Raw genomic sequence first — 14,689 nt, 5'->3', positions numbered from 1 at the left:
CGCCCGGTTTTCGCCGCCCGCCCCGCTATTTTGACCGGGCTGGATTCGGTGGGTAACGGGCAAAAACCTCCACATGCTAAGGTTGAATTAACCATGTTTTAACACGGGCAAAAGAGGTTGGTTATGCGAAGTGAATGGATACTGGATGTGCTCGCCGACATGCGCAGCTTCGCCCAAGCCAACAGGTTGCAAACCCTGGCAGATCACTTGGGCGAGGCGCAGATGATCGCACTGGCCGAGCTGGCATCCCTTGGGCAAGGACGAGTGGCGCATGAAAAAGCTGGCAACGGAGCGGTTGACCACGATCCTGTCGCGCCTCGACACCGAGGCAGGCCTGTCCAGCCTGCCGGCGACGGTTGAGGCGCTGCGCCGGGCGCTCAAGGTCGATCAGATCCTGTTTTGCTCCTCCACCGGGCCAGACCGCTCTCAGAACTGGCACACCCTCCCCCCCGGCTGGACCGCCCGCTATGCGCAGCAGGGCTATCACCGCATCGACCCGGTCCGCGCCGAAGCGCAGCGACGGGTCACCCCGTTCGATTGGCGTCCTCTCGACTGGCAACGGCCCGCCGCCCGCGCCCTGCGCGCCGATGCCGTGGCGCATGGGATCGGGCCGCAAGGCTTCACCATCCCCGCCCATGGCCCCAACGGTCAGCTCGCGCTGCTGTCAATCACCGCGGATCGCGATGATGCCACCTGGACGGACCTGACCCGCGCCAATCGCTTCGCGCTGATTCTCGCGGCCCACGCGCTCCACCACAAGATCATGAGCCAGCCGGATGCCGGTCTCGGCGAAGACCCCGACAGCGCCGCCGCGACACCGCCCGCACCACGGCTAAGCCCCCGGGAAACCGACGTTATTACGCTTCTCGCGCGCGGCGATAGCCGCGGCCAGATCGCCACGAAACTGGCCATCTCGGAACATACGTTGCGCAGCTATATCGAAACCGCCCGGCACAAGCTCGGGGCGGTGAACACGCCGCATGCCGTGGCCCGCGCCATTGCCATGGGGATGATCCCTCTGGCCTAGTCTCTGGCCTAAGCTCTGGCTTGCCGCGTCAATTTTTAAGGGGTTAGGCGCGGATCAGCTCAGCCGCGCCTTGATCACCGGGCCCACCGCGCCAAAATCCATCTGGCCGGTGTATTTCGCCTTGAGCGCGCCCATGATCTTGCCCATGTCCCGGATCGAGCTGGCACCGGTCTCGGCAATCGCCGCTTCGATCGCGGCCTCAACCTCGGCCTCGTCGAGCTGCTTGGGCAGGAACTCGGCGATGATGGCGATCTCTTCGCGCTCGCGCTCGGCCAGATCGAGCCGCCCGCCCTCTTCATAGGCGCGCACGCTTTCTTGGCGCTGCTTGGCCATTTTCCCAAGGATCGCAAGGATTTCGGCCTCACCGACGCCTTCCTGATTATCGCCGCTGCGGGCCGCGATATCCTGATCCTTGATCGCCGCATTGATCAGGCGCAGGGTCGCCAGACGGGCACCCGCCTTGTCCTTCATCGCCTGTTTCAAGGCCGCGTTCACACGTTCACGCAAAGTCATGACATGGTCATCCTTGGTTCTGTCGCAAGACAACACCCCTATCGCATAACCCGTGCCCATGGCAACAGGGGCCAGATGCGCCGCTTGCTTCGGCAGTGCAATGCTCCGCGCCAATGTCTTTGGCCCTTGACCCTTGCGGCACAGCCCATTAGGTACATCCCGATTTTCACCTGTTTACGCCCGGAGAATGCGCGCATGGCCTCCTCGTCCCAGCCCTGTCCGACGGCTGCTTGGCCCTCGCAGACGGGTCGATTTTCTACGGCTACGGTTTTGGCGCCACCGGCGTGACCACGGCCGAGCTTTGCTTCAACACCGCGATGACCGGCTATCAGGAGATCATGACCGATCCCTCCTATGCCGGGCAGATCGTGACCTTCACCTTCCCCCATATCGGCAACACCGGCGTCAATCCCGAGGATGACGAAACCGCCGATCCGGTCGCCGCCGGCATGGTGGTGAAATGGGACCCGACCCAGCCGTCGAACTGGCGCGCCACCGAGACGCTCTCGGACTGGCTGGCCAAGCGGGGCCGCATCGCCATCGGTGGGCTCGACACCCGTCGCCTCACCCGCGCCATCCGCCAGCAGGGCGCACCGCATGTGGCGCTCGCCCATGATCCCGACGGCAATTTCGACACCGATGCGCTGGTTGAACAGGCCCGCGCTTTCCCCGGCCTCGAAGGGCTCGATCTGGCGCTCGACGTGACCTGCAGCCAGAGCTACCGCTGGGATGAAATGCGCTGGGCCTGGCCCGATGGCTACCCGCGTCAGACCGCGCCCAAGCACAAGGTCGTGGCCATTGATTTCGGCGCCAAACGCAACATCCTGCGCTGCCTCGCCTCGGCGGGCTGCGATGTGACCGTGCTGCCCGCCACCGCCACCGCCGCCGAGGTGCTGGCGCATGAGCCCGACGGCGTCTTCCTGTCGAACGGCCCCGGCGACCCGGCCGCCACCGGCGCCTATGCGGTGCCGATGATCAAAGGCGTGCTCGAGGCCGGCAAGCCGATGTTCGGCATCTGCCTCGGTCATCAGATGCTCGCCCTGGCGCTCGGTGCCAAGACGATCAAGATGAACCACGGCCACCACGGTGCCAACCACCCGGTCAAGGACAACGAGACCGGCAAGGTCGAGATCACGTCGATGAACCACGGCTTTGCCGTCGACAGCCAGACCCTGCCCAAGGGCGTGATCGAGACCCATATCTCGCTCTTTGACGGGTCGAACTGTGGCATCCGGATGGAAGACCGCCCGGTGTTCTCGGTTCAGCACCACCCCGAAGCGAGCCCCGGCCCGCAGGACAGTTTCTACCTCTTTGAACGCTTCGCCGCCTCCATGGCTGGCTGAGCCAAGGGGTTGAAAACCTGAGCTTTACGGAACGGGCAGGTCCTCACGGACCGGCCCGTTTTCCTTTTCAAATACGGTTAATACCTTATTTACCGTCTATTAATACTGCCCTTGCATACTCGCCCTGCCTTCATTGGCAGGAGGACCAAAATGGGCGTTTCTGAACTACGTTCGATCAAGGGGAAGGCTGGCACGTCCCGGCGGCGCTTACCCCCCCATATTGCGGCCATGGTCGAGGCAGGGCTGATCTCGCAGAATGACGCCTATCTCGCCCAGCTGGTCGAGGATCATTGCGACAGCTCGCTCGAACATATTCTGCAGGCCGAAGGCCTGGTCACCAAGGACGATATCCTCTCGACCCATGCCCGTCTCTCGGGGACTGTGCCGCTCGATCCGTCGCAGCCTTTGCAGGGCGCGCCGATGGACCACGGCATCGACCCGAGACAGCTGTTGAAATACCGGGTGGCCCCGGTGATCGGACCGAGGGGCGACACCTGCCTCGCCATGGGCTCGCCCGCTCTGGGCGCGCGGCTCACCGGCAAACTCCCCGCCAGCCTGCTCGCCTTGCCGCCGGCCATGGCCCCCGAACCGGCGATACAGGAGGCGGTGGCACGCGAGCATCGCGCCACCCTGACCGATCTCGCCCGCGCCCGTGTCCCCGAAATGGAAAGCTGCCGCAGCTGGTCCGCCGACCCGACCCGCAGGCTGGTCAGCGTGGTCAGTGTTCTGCTCGCGATCCTACTGCTGACCATCGCCTTTCCGACACCGGTTCTGGCGCTCTTCGTAGGCTGGGCCGCGTTCACGCTGATCGTGGCCGCAACGCTGCGGATTGCGGCCTTCGTGGCGCATATGACCCGCCCGCCCGCGCGGCTCGCCCTGCCGCCGCCCGGTGCGGCGACACGCCTGCCCAAGGTCTCGGTGCTGGTGCCGCTCTTTCGCGAGACTGAGATTGCTCATGCGCTGGTCACCCGGCTCAGCCGCCTCACCTACCCCAAGAGCCTGCTCGAAGTGATCCTGATCCTCGAAGAAGAGGACGACACCACCCGCAAGACCCTCGCCGAGATCGACCTGCCGCCTTGGATGCGTGCGGTGATCGTCCCCGACGGTCAGCCCCGGACCAAGCCGCGGGCGATGAACTATGCGCTCGATTTCTGCCACGGCGACATCATCGGGATTTTCGACGCCGAGGATGCGCCCGACCCCGATCAGATCACCATGGTCGCGCGCCGCTTTCAGACCGCACCGCCAGAGGTGGCCTGCCTGCAGGGCATCCTCGACTATTACAACCCCAAGCAAAACTGGCTCTCGCGCTGTTTCACCATCGAATATGCCACCTGGTTCCGGGTCATGCTGCCGGGGCTGACGCGGCTCGGGCTGGCGATCCCGCTGGGCGGCACCACGCTCTATTTCCGCAGGGACGCGCTCGAAGAGCTGGGCGGTTGGGACGCGCATAACGTGACCGAGGATGCCGATCTCGGCTTTCGTCTGGCCCGTCATGGCTATCGCACCGAGATGATCAGCACGGTCACCGGCGAAGAGGCCAATTTCCGCCTCTGGCCCTGGGTGAAGCAACGGTCGCGCTGGCTCAAGGGCTATATGACCACCTATCTCGTCCATATGCGGCGGCCACGCCTCTTGCATCAGCAATTGGGACCACGGAAATTCTGGGGGTTTCAGGCCCATTTCCTCACCGCCCTGTCGCAATTCCTGCTGGCGCCTTTCCTGTGGACCTTCTGGCTGGTGCTGTTCGGCTTGCCACATCCCATCGAGGCGCATCTGCCGCGCGAGATATTGGTGGCCCTGGGAAAACTGTTCTTTGCCGTCGAGGTGATCAGTATCCTGATCTACACGAGCGCCGTCTCGGGGCCCTTCCACCGGCACCTGACCCCTTGGACCCCGCTCATGCATTTCTACACGCCGCTGGGCACAATCGCCGCCTACAAGGCGCTCTATGAGATGGTGTTCAAACCCTTCTACTGGGACAAGACCCAACATGGGCTGACGGAATTCGGCCCCGCCGGGCCCGCCCTGGGATCAAAGGGTGCTGTCAACCTCACCGGAATCCAGTTTGAGGCGCGTCACAAACGCCTTTGAGATATGGGTCTTGAGCGCCGCGCCCGCCGCCTCCGGATTGCGCGCCTCGATGCCCGACACGATCTCGTCATGCTCGGCCAAGGCCACCTCGTCACGGCCCTTGGCCGCCAGCGAGGTGGTCGCCATCAGCGCCATCGAGCGATGCACGAGGTCGAGCTGCTGCACCAGAAACCGGTTGTGCGAGGCAAGATGGATCTGCTTGTGGAACCGCCGGTTGGCCCGCGCCATCGCCGCCGGATTGCCGATGAGCCCGCGATCCTGCTCGACCATGTCGCGCAGCACCCGCACCTCTTCGTCGGTGGCATGGCGCGCCGCCAGCCCCGCCGCCAGCCCTTCGAGCTCGGCCCGCACCACATAGAGCTCGGCCAGCTGATTGTGGTCGAGCGAGGCCACGATGAGACTGCGCCCATCCCGCGCCAAGAGGCTCTGCGTCTCGAGCCGCTGCAACGCCTCGCGAATGGGCGTGCGCGACACGCCGAACCGCTCGGCCAGATCGCTCTCGACGAGGCGGTCCCCGGGCCGGTAGATGCCCATATCGATCGCCTCCAGGATGAGCGTGTAGGCGTCTTTCTGAACGGGTTTCATGGGGCGCGGTCCTGATTTCTGCAACTATCCCGCGACCCTACCCGTCCCGAACCCCTGCAAGCAAGCGACAACCCGCCAGTTATCCACTTTGCTGCGACACTTGGGCGGCGTAAAACCCTTGTCATGCCACGAGATCGATTCGCACATGTGTCTGCCTGGGTCTTCGACCTCGACAACACGCTCTACCCGCCGCAGATGCAGCTCTTTCCCCAGATCGAGACGCGGATGACCCGTTTCGTGATGGAGGCGCTCGGCGTCAGCCGCGCCGAGGCCGACCATCTGCGCAAGATCTACTGGCGCGATCACGGCACCACGCTGGCCGGGCTGATGGCCGAACATGATCTCGACCCCGATCCCTTTCTGCTCGATGTGCATGACATCAGCTTTGACGTGCTGAGCCCCGACCCGGCGCTGCGCGATGCGATCCGGGCGCTGCCCGGCCGCCGCGTCGTCTACACCAATGGCACCGCCCCCTATGCCGTCCGGGTGATCGAGGCGCGCGGCCTCTCGGGCCTTTTCGATGCAGTTTATGGGATCGAACACGCGGGCTATGCGCCGAAGCCGCGCGAAGACGCCTTTGAGGCGGTGTTTGCCGCCGACGGGCTCGACCGCGCCCGCGCCGCCATGTTCGAGGACGATCCGCGCAATCTCGCCATTCCCCATGCGATGGGGCTGCGCACCGTCCATGTCGCGCCCGATCCCGCCCCCGCGCCGCATATCCACCACCATACCGACGATCTCGGCGGCTTTCTGTCGCAGCTCGTCTGAACACTGGTCAGCCGCCCCGCCCTGCGCTAGCTCACTCAGAGCCAAGAGAGGAGCCCGAGATGACAAAACCTGCGCTGCAAGAGTGTGACATCCTCGTCTCGGGCGGCGGTGTGGCCGGGCTCACCGCGGCGGCGCTGTTTGGCGCGGCCGGGTTCTCTGTCCTCTGCGTCGATCCCGCCCCGCCGGTGACCGAGGCCGACCGCCCCGGCTCAGATCTGCGCTCGACCGCCTTCCTGCAACCCGCCCAAAAGCTGCTCGACGAGGCCGGTCTCTGGACCCGGTTCGCGCCCCATGCCGCGCCGCTGCAGATCATGCGCATCGTCGACGCTGGCGGCCCCGAGCCCGAACCGCGCACCATCCGCGATTTCGACGCCGCCGATATTTCCGACGCGCCCTTTGGCTGGAACCTGCCCAATTGGCTCTTGCGGCGCGAGCTGGTGGCCCATCTGGCCGAGCTGCCCAATGTCGATTTCCGCCCCGGCACCGGCACCGCCGCGCTCTTTACCCGCGAGGCCGAGGCCCGCGTCACGCTGAGCGATGGCGCGCGGGTCCGCACGCGGCTGGTGATCGCCGCCGATGGCCGTAACTCGCCGATGCGCGAGGCCGCCGGTATCGCGGTGAAAACCACCCGCAGCGGCCAAAAGGCGCTAGCCTTCGCCGTCACCCACCCGATCCCGCATGAAAATGTCTCGACGGAAATCCACCGCTCGGGCGGGCCCTTCACCCTCGTGCCGCTGCCGGACCGCGAGGGTCAGCCGTCGTCCGCCGTGGTCTGGATGGAGGACGGCCCCGAGGCGGCCCGCCTCGCCGCCCTGCCCGAGGCCGAATTCGAGGCCGCCATGACCGACCGGTCCTGCGCCCTCTTCGGCCCGCTCCGCCTCGCCTCGCGCCGCAGCCTCTGGCCGATCATCAGCCAGACCGCCACCCGGCTCTCGGGAGAGCGGTTGGCGCTGGTGGCCGAGGCCGCCCATGTGCTGCCGCCCATCGGCGCGCAGGGGCTCAACATGTCGCTGGCCGATCTCGCCTGCCTGCGCGATCTGGCGCTGGCGCGTCCCGAGGCGCTCGGCGACCGCGACATGCTCGACGCCTATCACGCCGCCCGCCACGGCGAGATCATGACGCGGGTGACCGGGATCAACCTCCTGAACCGCGCCTCGCGGCTCCATGCCCAGCCGCTTCGCGACATGCGCGCCGCGACGCTCGATGCGCTCTATGCCATGACGCCGGTGCGGCGGATGCTGATGCAGATGGGGCTGGGAATGCGCGGCTAGGCCAAGCACCTGGCGCAAATGAAACGGGGCGCCGATCTGGCGCCCCGAAGCTCTTACAGCACTTTGTCGAGCACCGTTTTCAACCGACCCAGCGTCGCGGGCACATCATAGAGCTTGTCGAGACCAAAGAGCCCCAGACGGAAGGTGCGGAACCCTTCCGGCTCGTCACAGGCGAGCGGCACACCGGCGGCAATCTGCATGCCTTCGGCGGCGAATTTCTTGCCGTTCTGGATCTCGGGATCGCTGGTATAGCTGACCACCACGCCCGGTGCGCCAAAGCCTTCGGCCGCCACCGATTTGATGCCCTTCTCAGCGAGCATCTTGCGCACCCCGTCGCCGAGTGCCCATTGCGCCTCGCGCAGCCGTTCAAAGCCATAATCGCGGGTCTCGACCATCGTGTCGCGGAAGGCGCGCAGCGCATCGGTCGGCATGGTCGCGTGATAGGCATGACCGCCGTTTTCATAGGCCTGCATGATCGCGTGCCATTTCTTAAGATCGATGGCGAAACTGTCGGAACTGCTGCTCTCGAGCCGCTCGAGCGCGCGCTCGGACATCATCACCAGACCCGCCGAAGGCGAGGCCGACCAGCCCTTTTGCGGCGCCGAGATGAGCACATCGACCCCGGTCTTCTTCATGTCGATCCAGGCACAGCCGCTGGCGATACAGTCGAGCACCATGAGCGCGCCGACCTCATGCGCGGCCTCCGCCAGCGCGGTGACATACTCCTCGGGCAGGATGAGACCGGCCGAGGTTTCCACATGGGGCGCAAAGACCACATCGGGCTTTTCGGCGCGGATCTTCGACACCACCTCGTCGATGGGCGCGGGCGCAAAGGGGGCGGTCACATCGTTGCCCGCTTGCCGCGCCATGCAGACGGTGGTCTTGGCGGCGAAATCGCCCGCTTCGAAAATCTGGCTCCAGCGATAGGAGAACCAGCCGTTGCGCACGATGAGCGCATGGGCGTCATGGCCGAACTGCCGTGCCACCGCCTCCATGCCATAGCTGCCGCCCCCGGGGACAAGCGCCACCGCATCGGCACTATAGACATCCTTGAGCATCCCCGAGATGTCGCGCATCACCTGCTGAAACGCCGCCGACATATGGTTGAGCGAGCGGTCCGTGAACACCACGGAAAATTCCAAAAGGCCATCGGGATCGACATTATCAAGAAGGGCGGTCATCGGCTGTCTCCTGTTGCGTTTCTCCCCGCATAGCAGGCCGCGCCAAACCATGCATCCCATTCCCGTCACCGCCCGCCCCGTTTTCGTCACCAAGGCCCGCGCAGCGCCTTATCCGATGGGTCCGGGGCGGCGTTCCTCGCTCAACAGGACATTGGCCTCCACATCCCCCACCCCCGGCAACATCATGATCCGCCGCCGCAGGATACGTTCGAAATCGGTGATATCGCGCGCCACCACCCGCAGCCGGTAGTCAAAGACCCCGAGGATATGCTCGACGGTCTGCACCTCGGGGATGGCGCTGATGGCACGCTCGAAATCCTCGAGGCTGACCCGCCCCTTGGTGGCAAGCTTGACGCCCAGAAACACCGTCACCCCGAACCCGAGCTTTTCGGCATCAAGCTCGAGCCGCCGCCCGGTGATCACCCCCGCCTCTTCGAGCCGCCGGATGCGCCGCCATGTGGCGGGCTGCGACAGGCCGAGCTTGCGGCCAAGCGCGCTGGCGCTTTGGGTGGCATCGGCGACCAGCGCCCGCAAAATGGCGCGGTCCATCGTGTCGAGCTCAATCATACCGGCAGCACCTCGTCGGATTTGATCCGCGCCACATGCATGAGCGCCTCGACATCCGCCATATGCGGCAGGGGCAGGATCGCGCTGCGATAGATCTGCTGATAATGTGCCATGTCGCGGGCGATCACCGACAGGCGCAGGTCGACCCGGCCAAGAAAGGTCTGGATTTCCACCACCTCCGGCACCTGCCGCGCGGCGTCGGTGAACTCTTCAAAGGCGCGCGGCTGCGTCTTGTCGAGCGCCACCCTGAGGCTCACCTCGACCTCATAGCCGAGCGCCCGCCAGTCGATCACCGCCCGCATCGCGCGAATGATCCCCTGCTCGCGCATCCGGTCGAGCCGCCGCGCACAGGTGGCCGGCGTCACCCCCGCCCGCTCGGCCAGCTCTGCCGGGCTGAGATCGGGCGCGTGCTGATATTGGCGCAAGAGCCGCCTATCGATGTCGTCTAGCATGAATTTACCGCCAATTTCACGTATCGCGAATAATTATCTCACCCAGACGGGTTTTCCAATGATTAATGAAAACTCTCTCACCGGGGTCGGCGTAGAGTGCCTGCAAAGACATCACATGCCGAAAGGACGACAAAATGCGCGTGTATTATGACCGTGACTGCGACATCAACCTGATCAAGGACAAGAAAGTGGCCATCCTGGGCTATGGCTCCCAAGGCCACGCCCATGCGCTGAACCTGCGCGATTCGGGTGCCAAGAACCTCGTCGTCGCACTCCGCGAAGGCTCGCCCAGCGCCAAGAAGGCCGAAGGCGAAGGCCTCAAGGTCATGGGCATCGCCGAGGCCGCCGAATGGTGCGACCTTATGATGTTCACCATGCCCGACGAACTGCAGGCCGAGACCTACAAGAAATACGTGCATGACAACATCCGCCCCGGCTCGGCCATCGCCTTCGCCCACGGCCTCAACGTGCATTTCGGCCTGATCGAGCCCAAAGAAGGCATCGACGTGATCATGATGGCCCCCAAAGGCCCCGGTCACACCGTGCGCGGCGAATACACCAAAGGCGGCGGCGTGCCCTGCCTCGTGGCGGTTGACCGCGACTCCTCCGGCAAGGCGCTGGAAATCGGCCTGTCCTATTGCTCGGCCATCGGTGGCGGCCGCTCGGGCATCATCGAGACCAACTTCCGCGAAGAATGCGAAACCGACCTCTTCGGCGAACAGGCCGTGCTCTGCGGCGGTCTGGTCGAGCTGATCCGCTGCGGTTTCGAGACCCTGGTCGAGGCTGGTTACGCGCCGGAAATGGCCTATTTCGAATGCCTCCACGAGGTGAAGCTGATCGTCGACCTGATCTATGAAGGCGGCATCGCCAACATGGACTACTCGATCTCGAACACCGCGGAATACGGCCAGTATGTCACCGGTCCGCGCATCTTGAAATACGACGAAACCAAAGCCCGGATGAAAGAAGTTCTCTCCGACATCCAGCAAGGCAAGTTCGTGCGTGACTTCATGCTGGAAAATGCCGTCGGTCAGCCCACGATCAAGGCGTCGCGTCGTGCCAATGACGAGCACCTGATCGAAGAAACCGGCGCCAAGCTGCGCGGCATGATGCCGTGGATCTCGGCCGGCAAGATGGTCGACAAAGAAAAGAACTGATCGCCTCTGATCAGACGGACAGGCAAGGGGCGTCCGCTATGGGCGCCCCTTCGCATTTTCTCACGAAAGCAGGCCCATGGTGGTGCATCCGATCAACTGGTTGAAACTCGCCTTTCTCGGGCTGATCTGGGGCGGCGCCTTTCTCGCGGCCTCGGTGGCGCTCAAGGGCGTCGGCCCGCTGACCGTGGTCGCCGTCCGGCTGAGCCTCGGGGCGAGCTTCCTGCTGGGGCTCGCCTATCTGCGCGGCACCGGCCTGCCGTCGCTGCGCGGCCCGAACGCCGGTCGCATCTGGGGCGCGGCGCTGGCCATTGCGCTGTTTTCCAACGCCCTGCCCTTCACCCTGCTCACCTGGTCCCAGACCCATGTTGCCTCGGGCTTTGCCGGGGTGTTCACCGCCACCGTGCCGCTCTTCATCCTGCCGCTCGCGCATCTTCTGGTGCCGGGCGAAACCATGCATCTGCGCCGCCTCATCGGCTTTGGCATCGGCACGCTCGGGGTGGCGGTGCTGATCGGTCCCGACGCCTTTCGCTCCACCGGCAGCGATATGGAGAGCCTCGCCCGTCTCGCCTGTGTCACCGCCGCCTGTTGCTACGGGATCGGGGCCATCGTCACCCGGCTCTGCCCGCCCGCCGACATGATCGGCCTCGCCGCCGCCGCGCTGACACTCGCCGCGGTGCTCTTCGTGCCCTACGCCATCTCAATGGAAGACCTGCCCGACAGCATCCCCCTGCCGAGCCTCGTGGCGCTGCTCTACCTCGGGCTCCTGCCCACCGGGCTGGCGCAATTGCTCGCGGTGCAGGTGATCCGCGACGCAGGGCCGGTGTTCATGAGTCTGGTGAATTATCAGGTGCCGCTCTGGTCGGTGGCGCTTGGCGTGATGATCCTGGGCGAAGACTTGCCCGACGGCATGGCGCTCGCCCTGCCTCTGATCCTCGGCGGCGTCGCGCTGAGCCAGCTCGGCGCGCTCAAACGGCTCTTCCTCAAGGGCTGAGCGCCCTCATCCCATCCCGGTAGAAGCCCGCCACAGCGCCAGCGCCGCGCGATGGGCGCCGACGTCATGCACCCGCAAGACCTGCACCCCCTGCGCCACCCCGGCCAGCGCCACGGCGACCGATCCCGGCATCCGCTCCGCGCCCTCGCCGGTGCCGCCAATCTCTCCGATGAACCGCTTGCGCGACACGCCGAGAAGAATGGCACAGCCAAGCCCGTGAAACAGCGACAGGTTGCGCAACAGCGTCAGGTTATGCGCCTGCGTCTTGCCAAAGCCGATGCCCGGATCGGTGAGGATCGCCGCCCGCGGCACCCCCGCCGCCTCGAGCGCCGCAATCCGCTCGGCCAGATAGTCATAGACATCGAGCGCCACATCATCATAGCGCGGGTCTTTTTGCATGATATCCGGCGTGCCCTGCGCATGCATCACACAGACCGGCAGCCCCGCCGCCCCACAATAGGGCGCGAGCGCCGGATCAAAGGTGAACCCCGCCACGTCATTGACCAGATCGGCCCCCGCCGCATGGGCGGCCTCGGCCACCGGGGCCTTGCGCGTGTCGATCGAGATCGGCAGGTCCATCTCGGCCCGAATGGCCTCGATCACCGGCGCAGTGCGTTGGATCTCTTCCGCCACCGGCACTTCGCTGGCACCAGGCCGGGTGCTCTCGCCGCCGATGTCGATGATCTCGGCCCCCTCGTCGCGCATCTGCCGCGCGTGCGCCAGCGCATCGCTTGGGTCGAAATGCAGCCCGCCATCGGAAAAACTGTCGGGCGTCACGTTGAGAATGCCCATCAGCCGCGGCGCGTCAAACCTCAGCCCCGCAATCTCTGGCCGCGGCGCACAGAGCCGCGCGCGCATCTCCTCGGGCAGCTCGGAGGCGGGGACAACCCGCCCCGGCCCGCCGCGTTCAAGCAGCTCGACCCTATCGAACCAGCACCAGCCGCCGCCGAGCGTCAGCGCGCCCTCGGGCCGGATCGGATCATGGCGAAGAATGGGACGGTAATAGACGCTCATAGCCCGGATTCTGTAATATCCTGCACGATGATGTCCACCGGCGCCGCGTGCGGCGGCTCGGCCCCGATCACCATCAGATCCGAGGCTTCCATATGGCCCGCGAACCACGCCGCCAGCGCCACCGGATCCTCCGGCCCGACGCGCGGCCCATCGACCGCGTCGAGCACGATCTTCGACGGCGCCCAGACGCTGATCTGACCGTTCTTCATCGCCCAGTCGAGCTCGGTCCGCGTCGCCACCACGACACAGCGATCATCGCGCCCGCCAAGGCACCAGGCATTTTGCTCGATGGCCAGCAGATCGACCCGCCGCTGGGTCATCTTATGGCCGGTCTGCGGCGGCTGCGCGGCCGCCCGCCCGACACAGAGGATCACCGGCTCGGCCCGCGCCTCGAGCTGATCGAGCCAGCGGCCCAGATTGGCCGAGGTGATCGCGTCATTGCTGAGAAAGACCACATGCGGATGCGGCGTGCTGTCGGCCTGCGGCGTGGCCGGGCGCGCGTGATGCTCATCCACCGCGCGGACAATCTCGACGCCAAGCGCCCCGGGCCCCCGGTCGAGCTTTTCGATCCGCACAAAGACCCGCATCGCCTGCGGCTCGCCAAGGATCCGCTCGGCGACACGTTCGGCCAGGGTTTCAAGAAGGTTGAGCCGCTCTTCGGCGAGCGCCCCGGCAATCGCCTCGGTCACCCGGTCATAGGAGAGGATACGATCCACATCATCGTCGAGCTCGGCATCGACAGGCCGGACCTCGACCACCACGTTGAACGACACCCGCTGGGTCAGACCGCGTTCCGCCTGAAAGGCGCCGATCTCGACCTCGACCACATGGTCGCGCACCGAAATGCGATCCAGCGGCGCATCGCCGGCCATGGCCTTGGCCCGCGCTTCGGGATGATCGAATGCCAGGCTGGTCTCATTGCTCATCGCGTGTCTCGCCCCTGCGGCTCGTGGTAACAGACCCGCGCCTTAGCACGGGCCGCGCTGCTCAACAAACGGGATTGACGACGCAGAGGGTCAGTTCTGCGACAGGCGCGTGGGCTGCCGATAGAAATGATGCACGCCAATGGTGGCGGTGCGCGGGAAAATCCGCGCCCAACGCGGGTTGACCGCGCGGGTGTGGTAATGGGTCGCCCCATCGGTGAGCTGACGCGGCGCACCGCTGATCAGCAGCTTGGCGATCTTGCCGACCCGCTCAAAGGCGCGCGGCTCGCCGATCACTTCCTTATGGCCGTCACAGGTATAGGTGAACTGACAGGCGTATTTGCGCCCCGTGCCCTGATTGATGACGCCACAGACGGTGTTGGGATAATTCGGGTTGTCCACCCGGTTGAGGATCACTTCGCCCACGGCGAACTGGCCCTTCACGCTCTCGCCCCGTGCCTCGAAATAGAGCGCCTCGGAGAGGCAGCGCCATTCGGCATCGCCCTTCACGGCTTTCTGGGCATCGACCCATTGGCGCGAATAGGCAAACTTGCCCGCACCGGGTTTGAGAAGCGAGGCCAGACGGTCCTCTTTCATATTCTGCAGGGCGCGTTTCTCCTGCCCGATCAGCTCGGCGGCGGTCGACTCGGCATGTGCCTGCCCCGCCAGCAAAAGCAGTATCGTCATAACTCTCATCAGCATTCCGGTCCTCCTAGCCCGACACGGGCACGGCCTTCGGCGATCCGGGGCGTTTAATCAATGTGGCAAGATTCGTCCACCCATGTGGCAGGGGGCGGAATGTC

At 65.3% G+C, this 14,689-nt stretch carries 15 protein-coding genes; 7 read left to right on the top strand and 8 right to left on the bottom strand.

Going from position 1 to position 14,689, the window contains the following annotated elements:
* Positions 1-271: 271 nt before the first annotated feature.
* Positions 272-1,027, top strand: a complete 756-nt coding sequence (locus tag ISM_RS09785; RefSeq protein WP_009813994.1) for a helix-turn-helix transcriptional regulator — start codon at positions 272-274, stop codon at positions 1,025-1,027.
* Between the two features lie 54 nt (positions 1,028-1,081).
* Here the strand turns inward: ISM_RS09785 and ISM_RS09780 are convergent, their stop codons facing one another.
* The gene (locus ISM_RS09780; RefSeq protein WP_040618000.1) at positions 1,082-1,540 is read right to left on the bottom strand and encodes a GatB/YqeY domain-containing protein; all 459 of its coding nucleotides are present in this window, start codon (positions 1,538-1,540) and stop codon (positions 1,082-1,084) included.
* A gap of 230 nt (positions 1,541-1,770) precedes the next feature.
* Between ISM_RS09780 and carA the strand changes: the two genes are divergently transcribed.
* Together carA and ISM_RS09770 are read left to right on the top strand one after the other, a co-directional pair.
* A complete protein-coding gene (gene carA, locus ISM_RS09775; RefSeq protein WP_009813992.1) occupies positions 1,771-2,883 on the top strand; it encodes a glutamine-hydrolyzing carbamoyl-phosphate synthase small subunit in 1,113 nt (370 codons plus the stop codon).
* A 228-nt stretch (positions 2,884-3,111) separates the two neighbouring features.
* On the top strand, positions 3,112-4,977 hold the full coding sequence (locus ISM_RS09770; RefSeq protein WP_009813991.1) for a glycosyltransferase: 1,866 nt from the start codon (positions 3,112-3,114) through the stop codon (positions 4,975-4,977).
* Here ISM_RS09770 and ISM_RS09765 read toward each other — a convergent pair.
* Complete coding sequence (locus ISM_RS09765; RefSeq protein WP_009813990.1) at positions 4,918-5,562, bottom strand: GntR family transcriptional regulator; 645 nt, start codon at positions 5,560-5,562, stop codon at positions 4,918-4,920. The two genes, ISM_RS09770 and ISM_RS09765, sit on opposite strands and share 60 nt — an antisense overlap.
* A gap of 123 nt (positions 5,563-5,685) precedes the next feature.
* Here ISM_RS09765 and ISM_RS09760 point away from each other — a divergent pair, with 123 nt between their 5' ends.
* The gene (locus tag ISM_RS09760; protein WP_040617997.1) at positions 5,686-6,330 is read left to right on the top strand and encodes a pyrimidine 5'-nucleotidase; all 645 of its coding nucleotides are present in this window, start codon (positions 5,686-5,688) and stop codon (positions 6,328-6,330) included.
* 59 nt (positions 6,331-6,389) lie between these two features.
* Positions 6,390-7,601, top strand: coding sequence for a UbiH/UbiF family hydroxylase (locus tag ISM_RS09755; protein ID WP_009813988.1), 1,212 nt, complete (start codon positions 6,390-6,392; stop codon positions 7,599-7,601).
* Between the two features lie 53 nt (positions 7,602-7,654).
* On the opposite strand, the gene ISM_RS09750 is transcribed toward ISM_RS09755, so the two are convergent.
* From ISM_RS09750 to ISM_RS09740, 3 genes are all read right to left on the bottom strand, one after another.
* The gene (locus tag ISM_RS09750) at positions 7,655-8,782 is read right to left on the bottom strand and encodes an aminotransferase class V-fold PLP-dependent enzyme (protein WP_009813987.1); all 1,128 of its coding nucleotides are present in this window, start codon (positions 8,780-8,782) and stop codon (positions 7,655-7,657) included.
* A 108-nt stretch (positions 8,783-8,890) separates the two neighbouring features.
* Positions 8,891-9,349 (bottom strand): Lrp/AsnC family transcriptional regulator, encoded by a 459-nt coding sequence (locus tag ISM_RS09745; RefSeq protein ID WP_009813986.1) that lies wholly within the window; start codon positions 9,347-9,349, stop codon positions 8,891-8,893.
* Complete coding sequence (locus tag ISM_RS09740) at positions 9,346-9,801, bottom strand: Lrp/AsnC family transcriptional regulator (RefSeq protein WP_009813985.1); 456 nt, start codon at positions 9,799-9,801, stop codon at positions 9,346-9,348. Before ISM_RS09740 ends, ISM_RS09745 begins: the two co-directional genes overlap by 4 nt.
* A gap of 134 nt (positions 9,802-9,935) precedes the next feature.
* Between ISM_RS09740 and ilvC the strand changes: the two genes are divergently transcribed.
* Both ilvC and ISM_RS09730 read left to right on the top strand, forming a co-directional pair.
* On the top strand, positions 9,936-10,958 hold the full coding sequence (gene ilvC / locus ISM_RS09735; protein WP_009813984.1) for a ketol-acid reductoisomerase: 1,023 nt from the start codon (positions 9,936-9,938) through the stop codon (positions 10,956-10,958).
* A gap of 76 nt (positions 10,959-11,034) precedes the next feature.
* Entirely contained in the window at positions 11,035-11,949 is a 915-nt protein-coding gene (locus ISM_RS09730; RefSeq protein ID WP_009813983.1) for a DMT family transporter, read from the top strand.
* Between the two features lie 6 nt (positions 11,950-11,955).
* On the opposite strand, the gene folP is transcribed toward ISM_RS09730, so the two are convergent.
* The 3 genes from folP to ISM_RS09715 all read right to left on the bottom strand — a co-directional run bounded on the left by folP (position 11,956) and on the right by ISM_RS09715 (position 14,588).
* Positions 11,956-12,963: a dihydropteroate synthase gene (gene folP / locus ISM_RS09725; RefSeq protein ID WP_009813982.1), complete on the bottom strand. Its 1,008-nt coding sequence runs from the start codon at positions 12,961-12,963 to the stop codon at positions 11,956-11,958.
* Positions 12,960-13,889 (bottom strand): dihydroneopterin aldolase, encoded by a 930-nt coding sequence (locus ISM_RS09720; protein ID WP_009813981.1) that lies wholly within the window; start codon positions 13,887-13,889, stop codon positions 12,960-12,962. Before ISM_RS09720 ends, folP begins: the two co-directional genes overlap by 4 nt.
* 90 nt (positions 13,890-13,979) lie before the next feature.
* Positions 13,980-14,588: a cell wall hydrolase gene (locus ISM_RS09715; RefSeq protein ID WP_050754132.1), complete on the bottom strand. Its 609-nt coding sequence runs from the start codon at positions 14,586-14,588 to the stop codon at positions 13,980-13,982.
* Between the last annotated feature and the right edge of the window lie 101 nt (positions 14,589-14,689).

Source organism: Roseovarius nubinhibens ISM (genome assembly GCF_000152625.1).
Classification (GTDB): domain Bacteria; phylum Pseudomonadota; class Alphaproteobacteria; order Rhodobacterales; family Rhodobacteraceae; genus Roseovarius; species Roseovarius nubinhibens.
The sequence above is the reverse complement of the archived record's forward strand: the minus strand, read 5'-3'. Positions and strand labels throughout refer to the sequence as shown.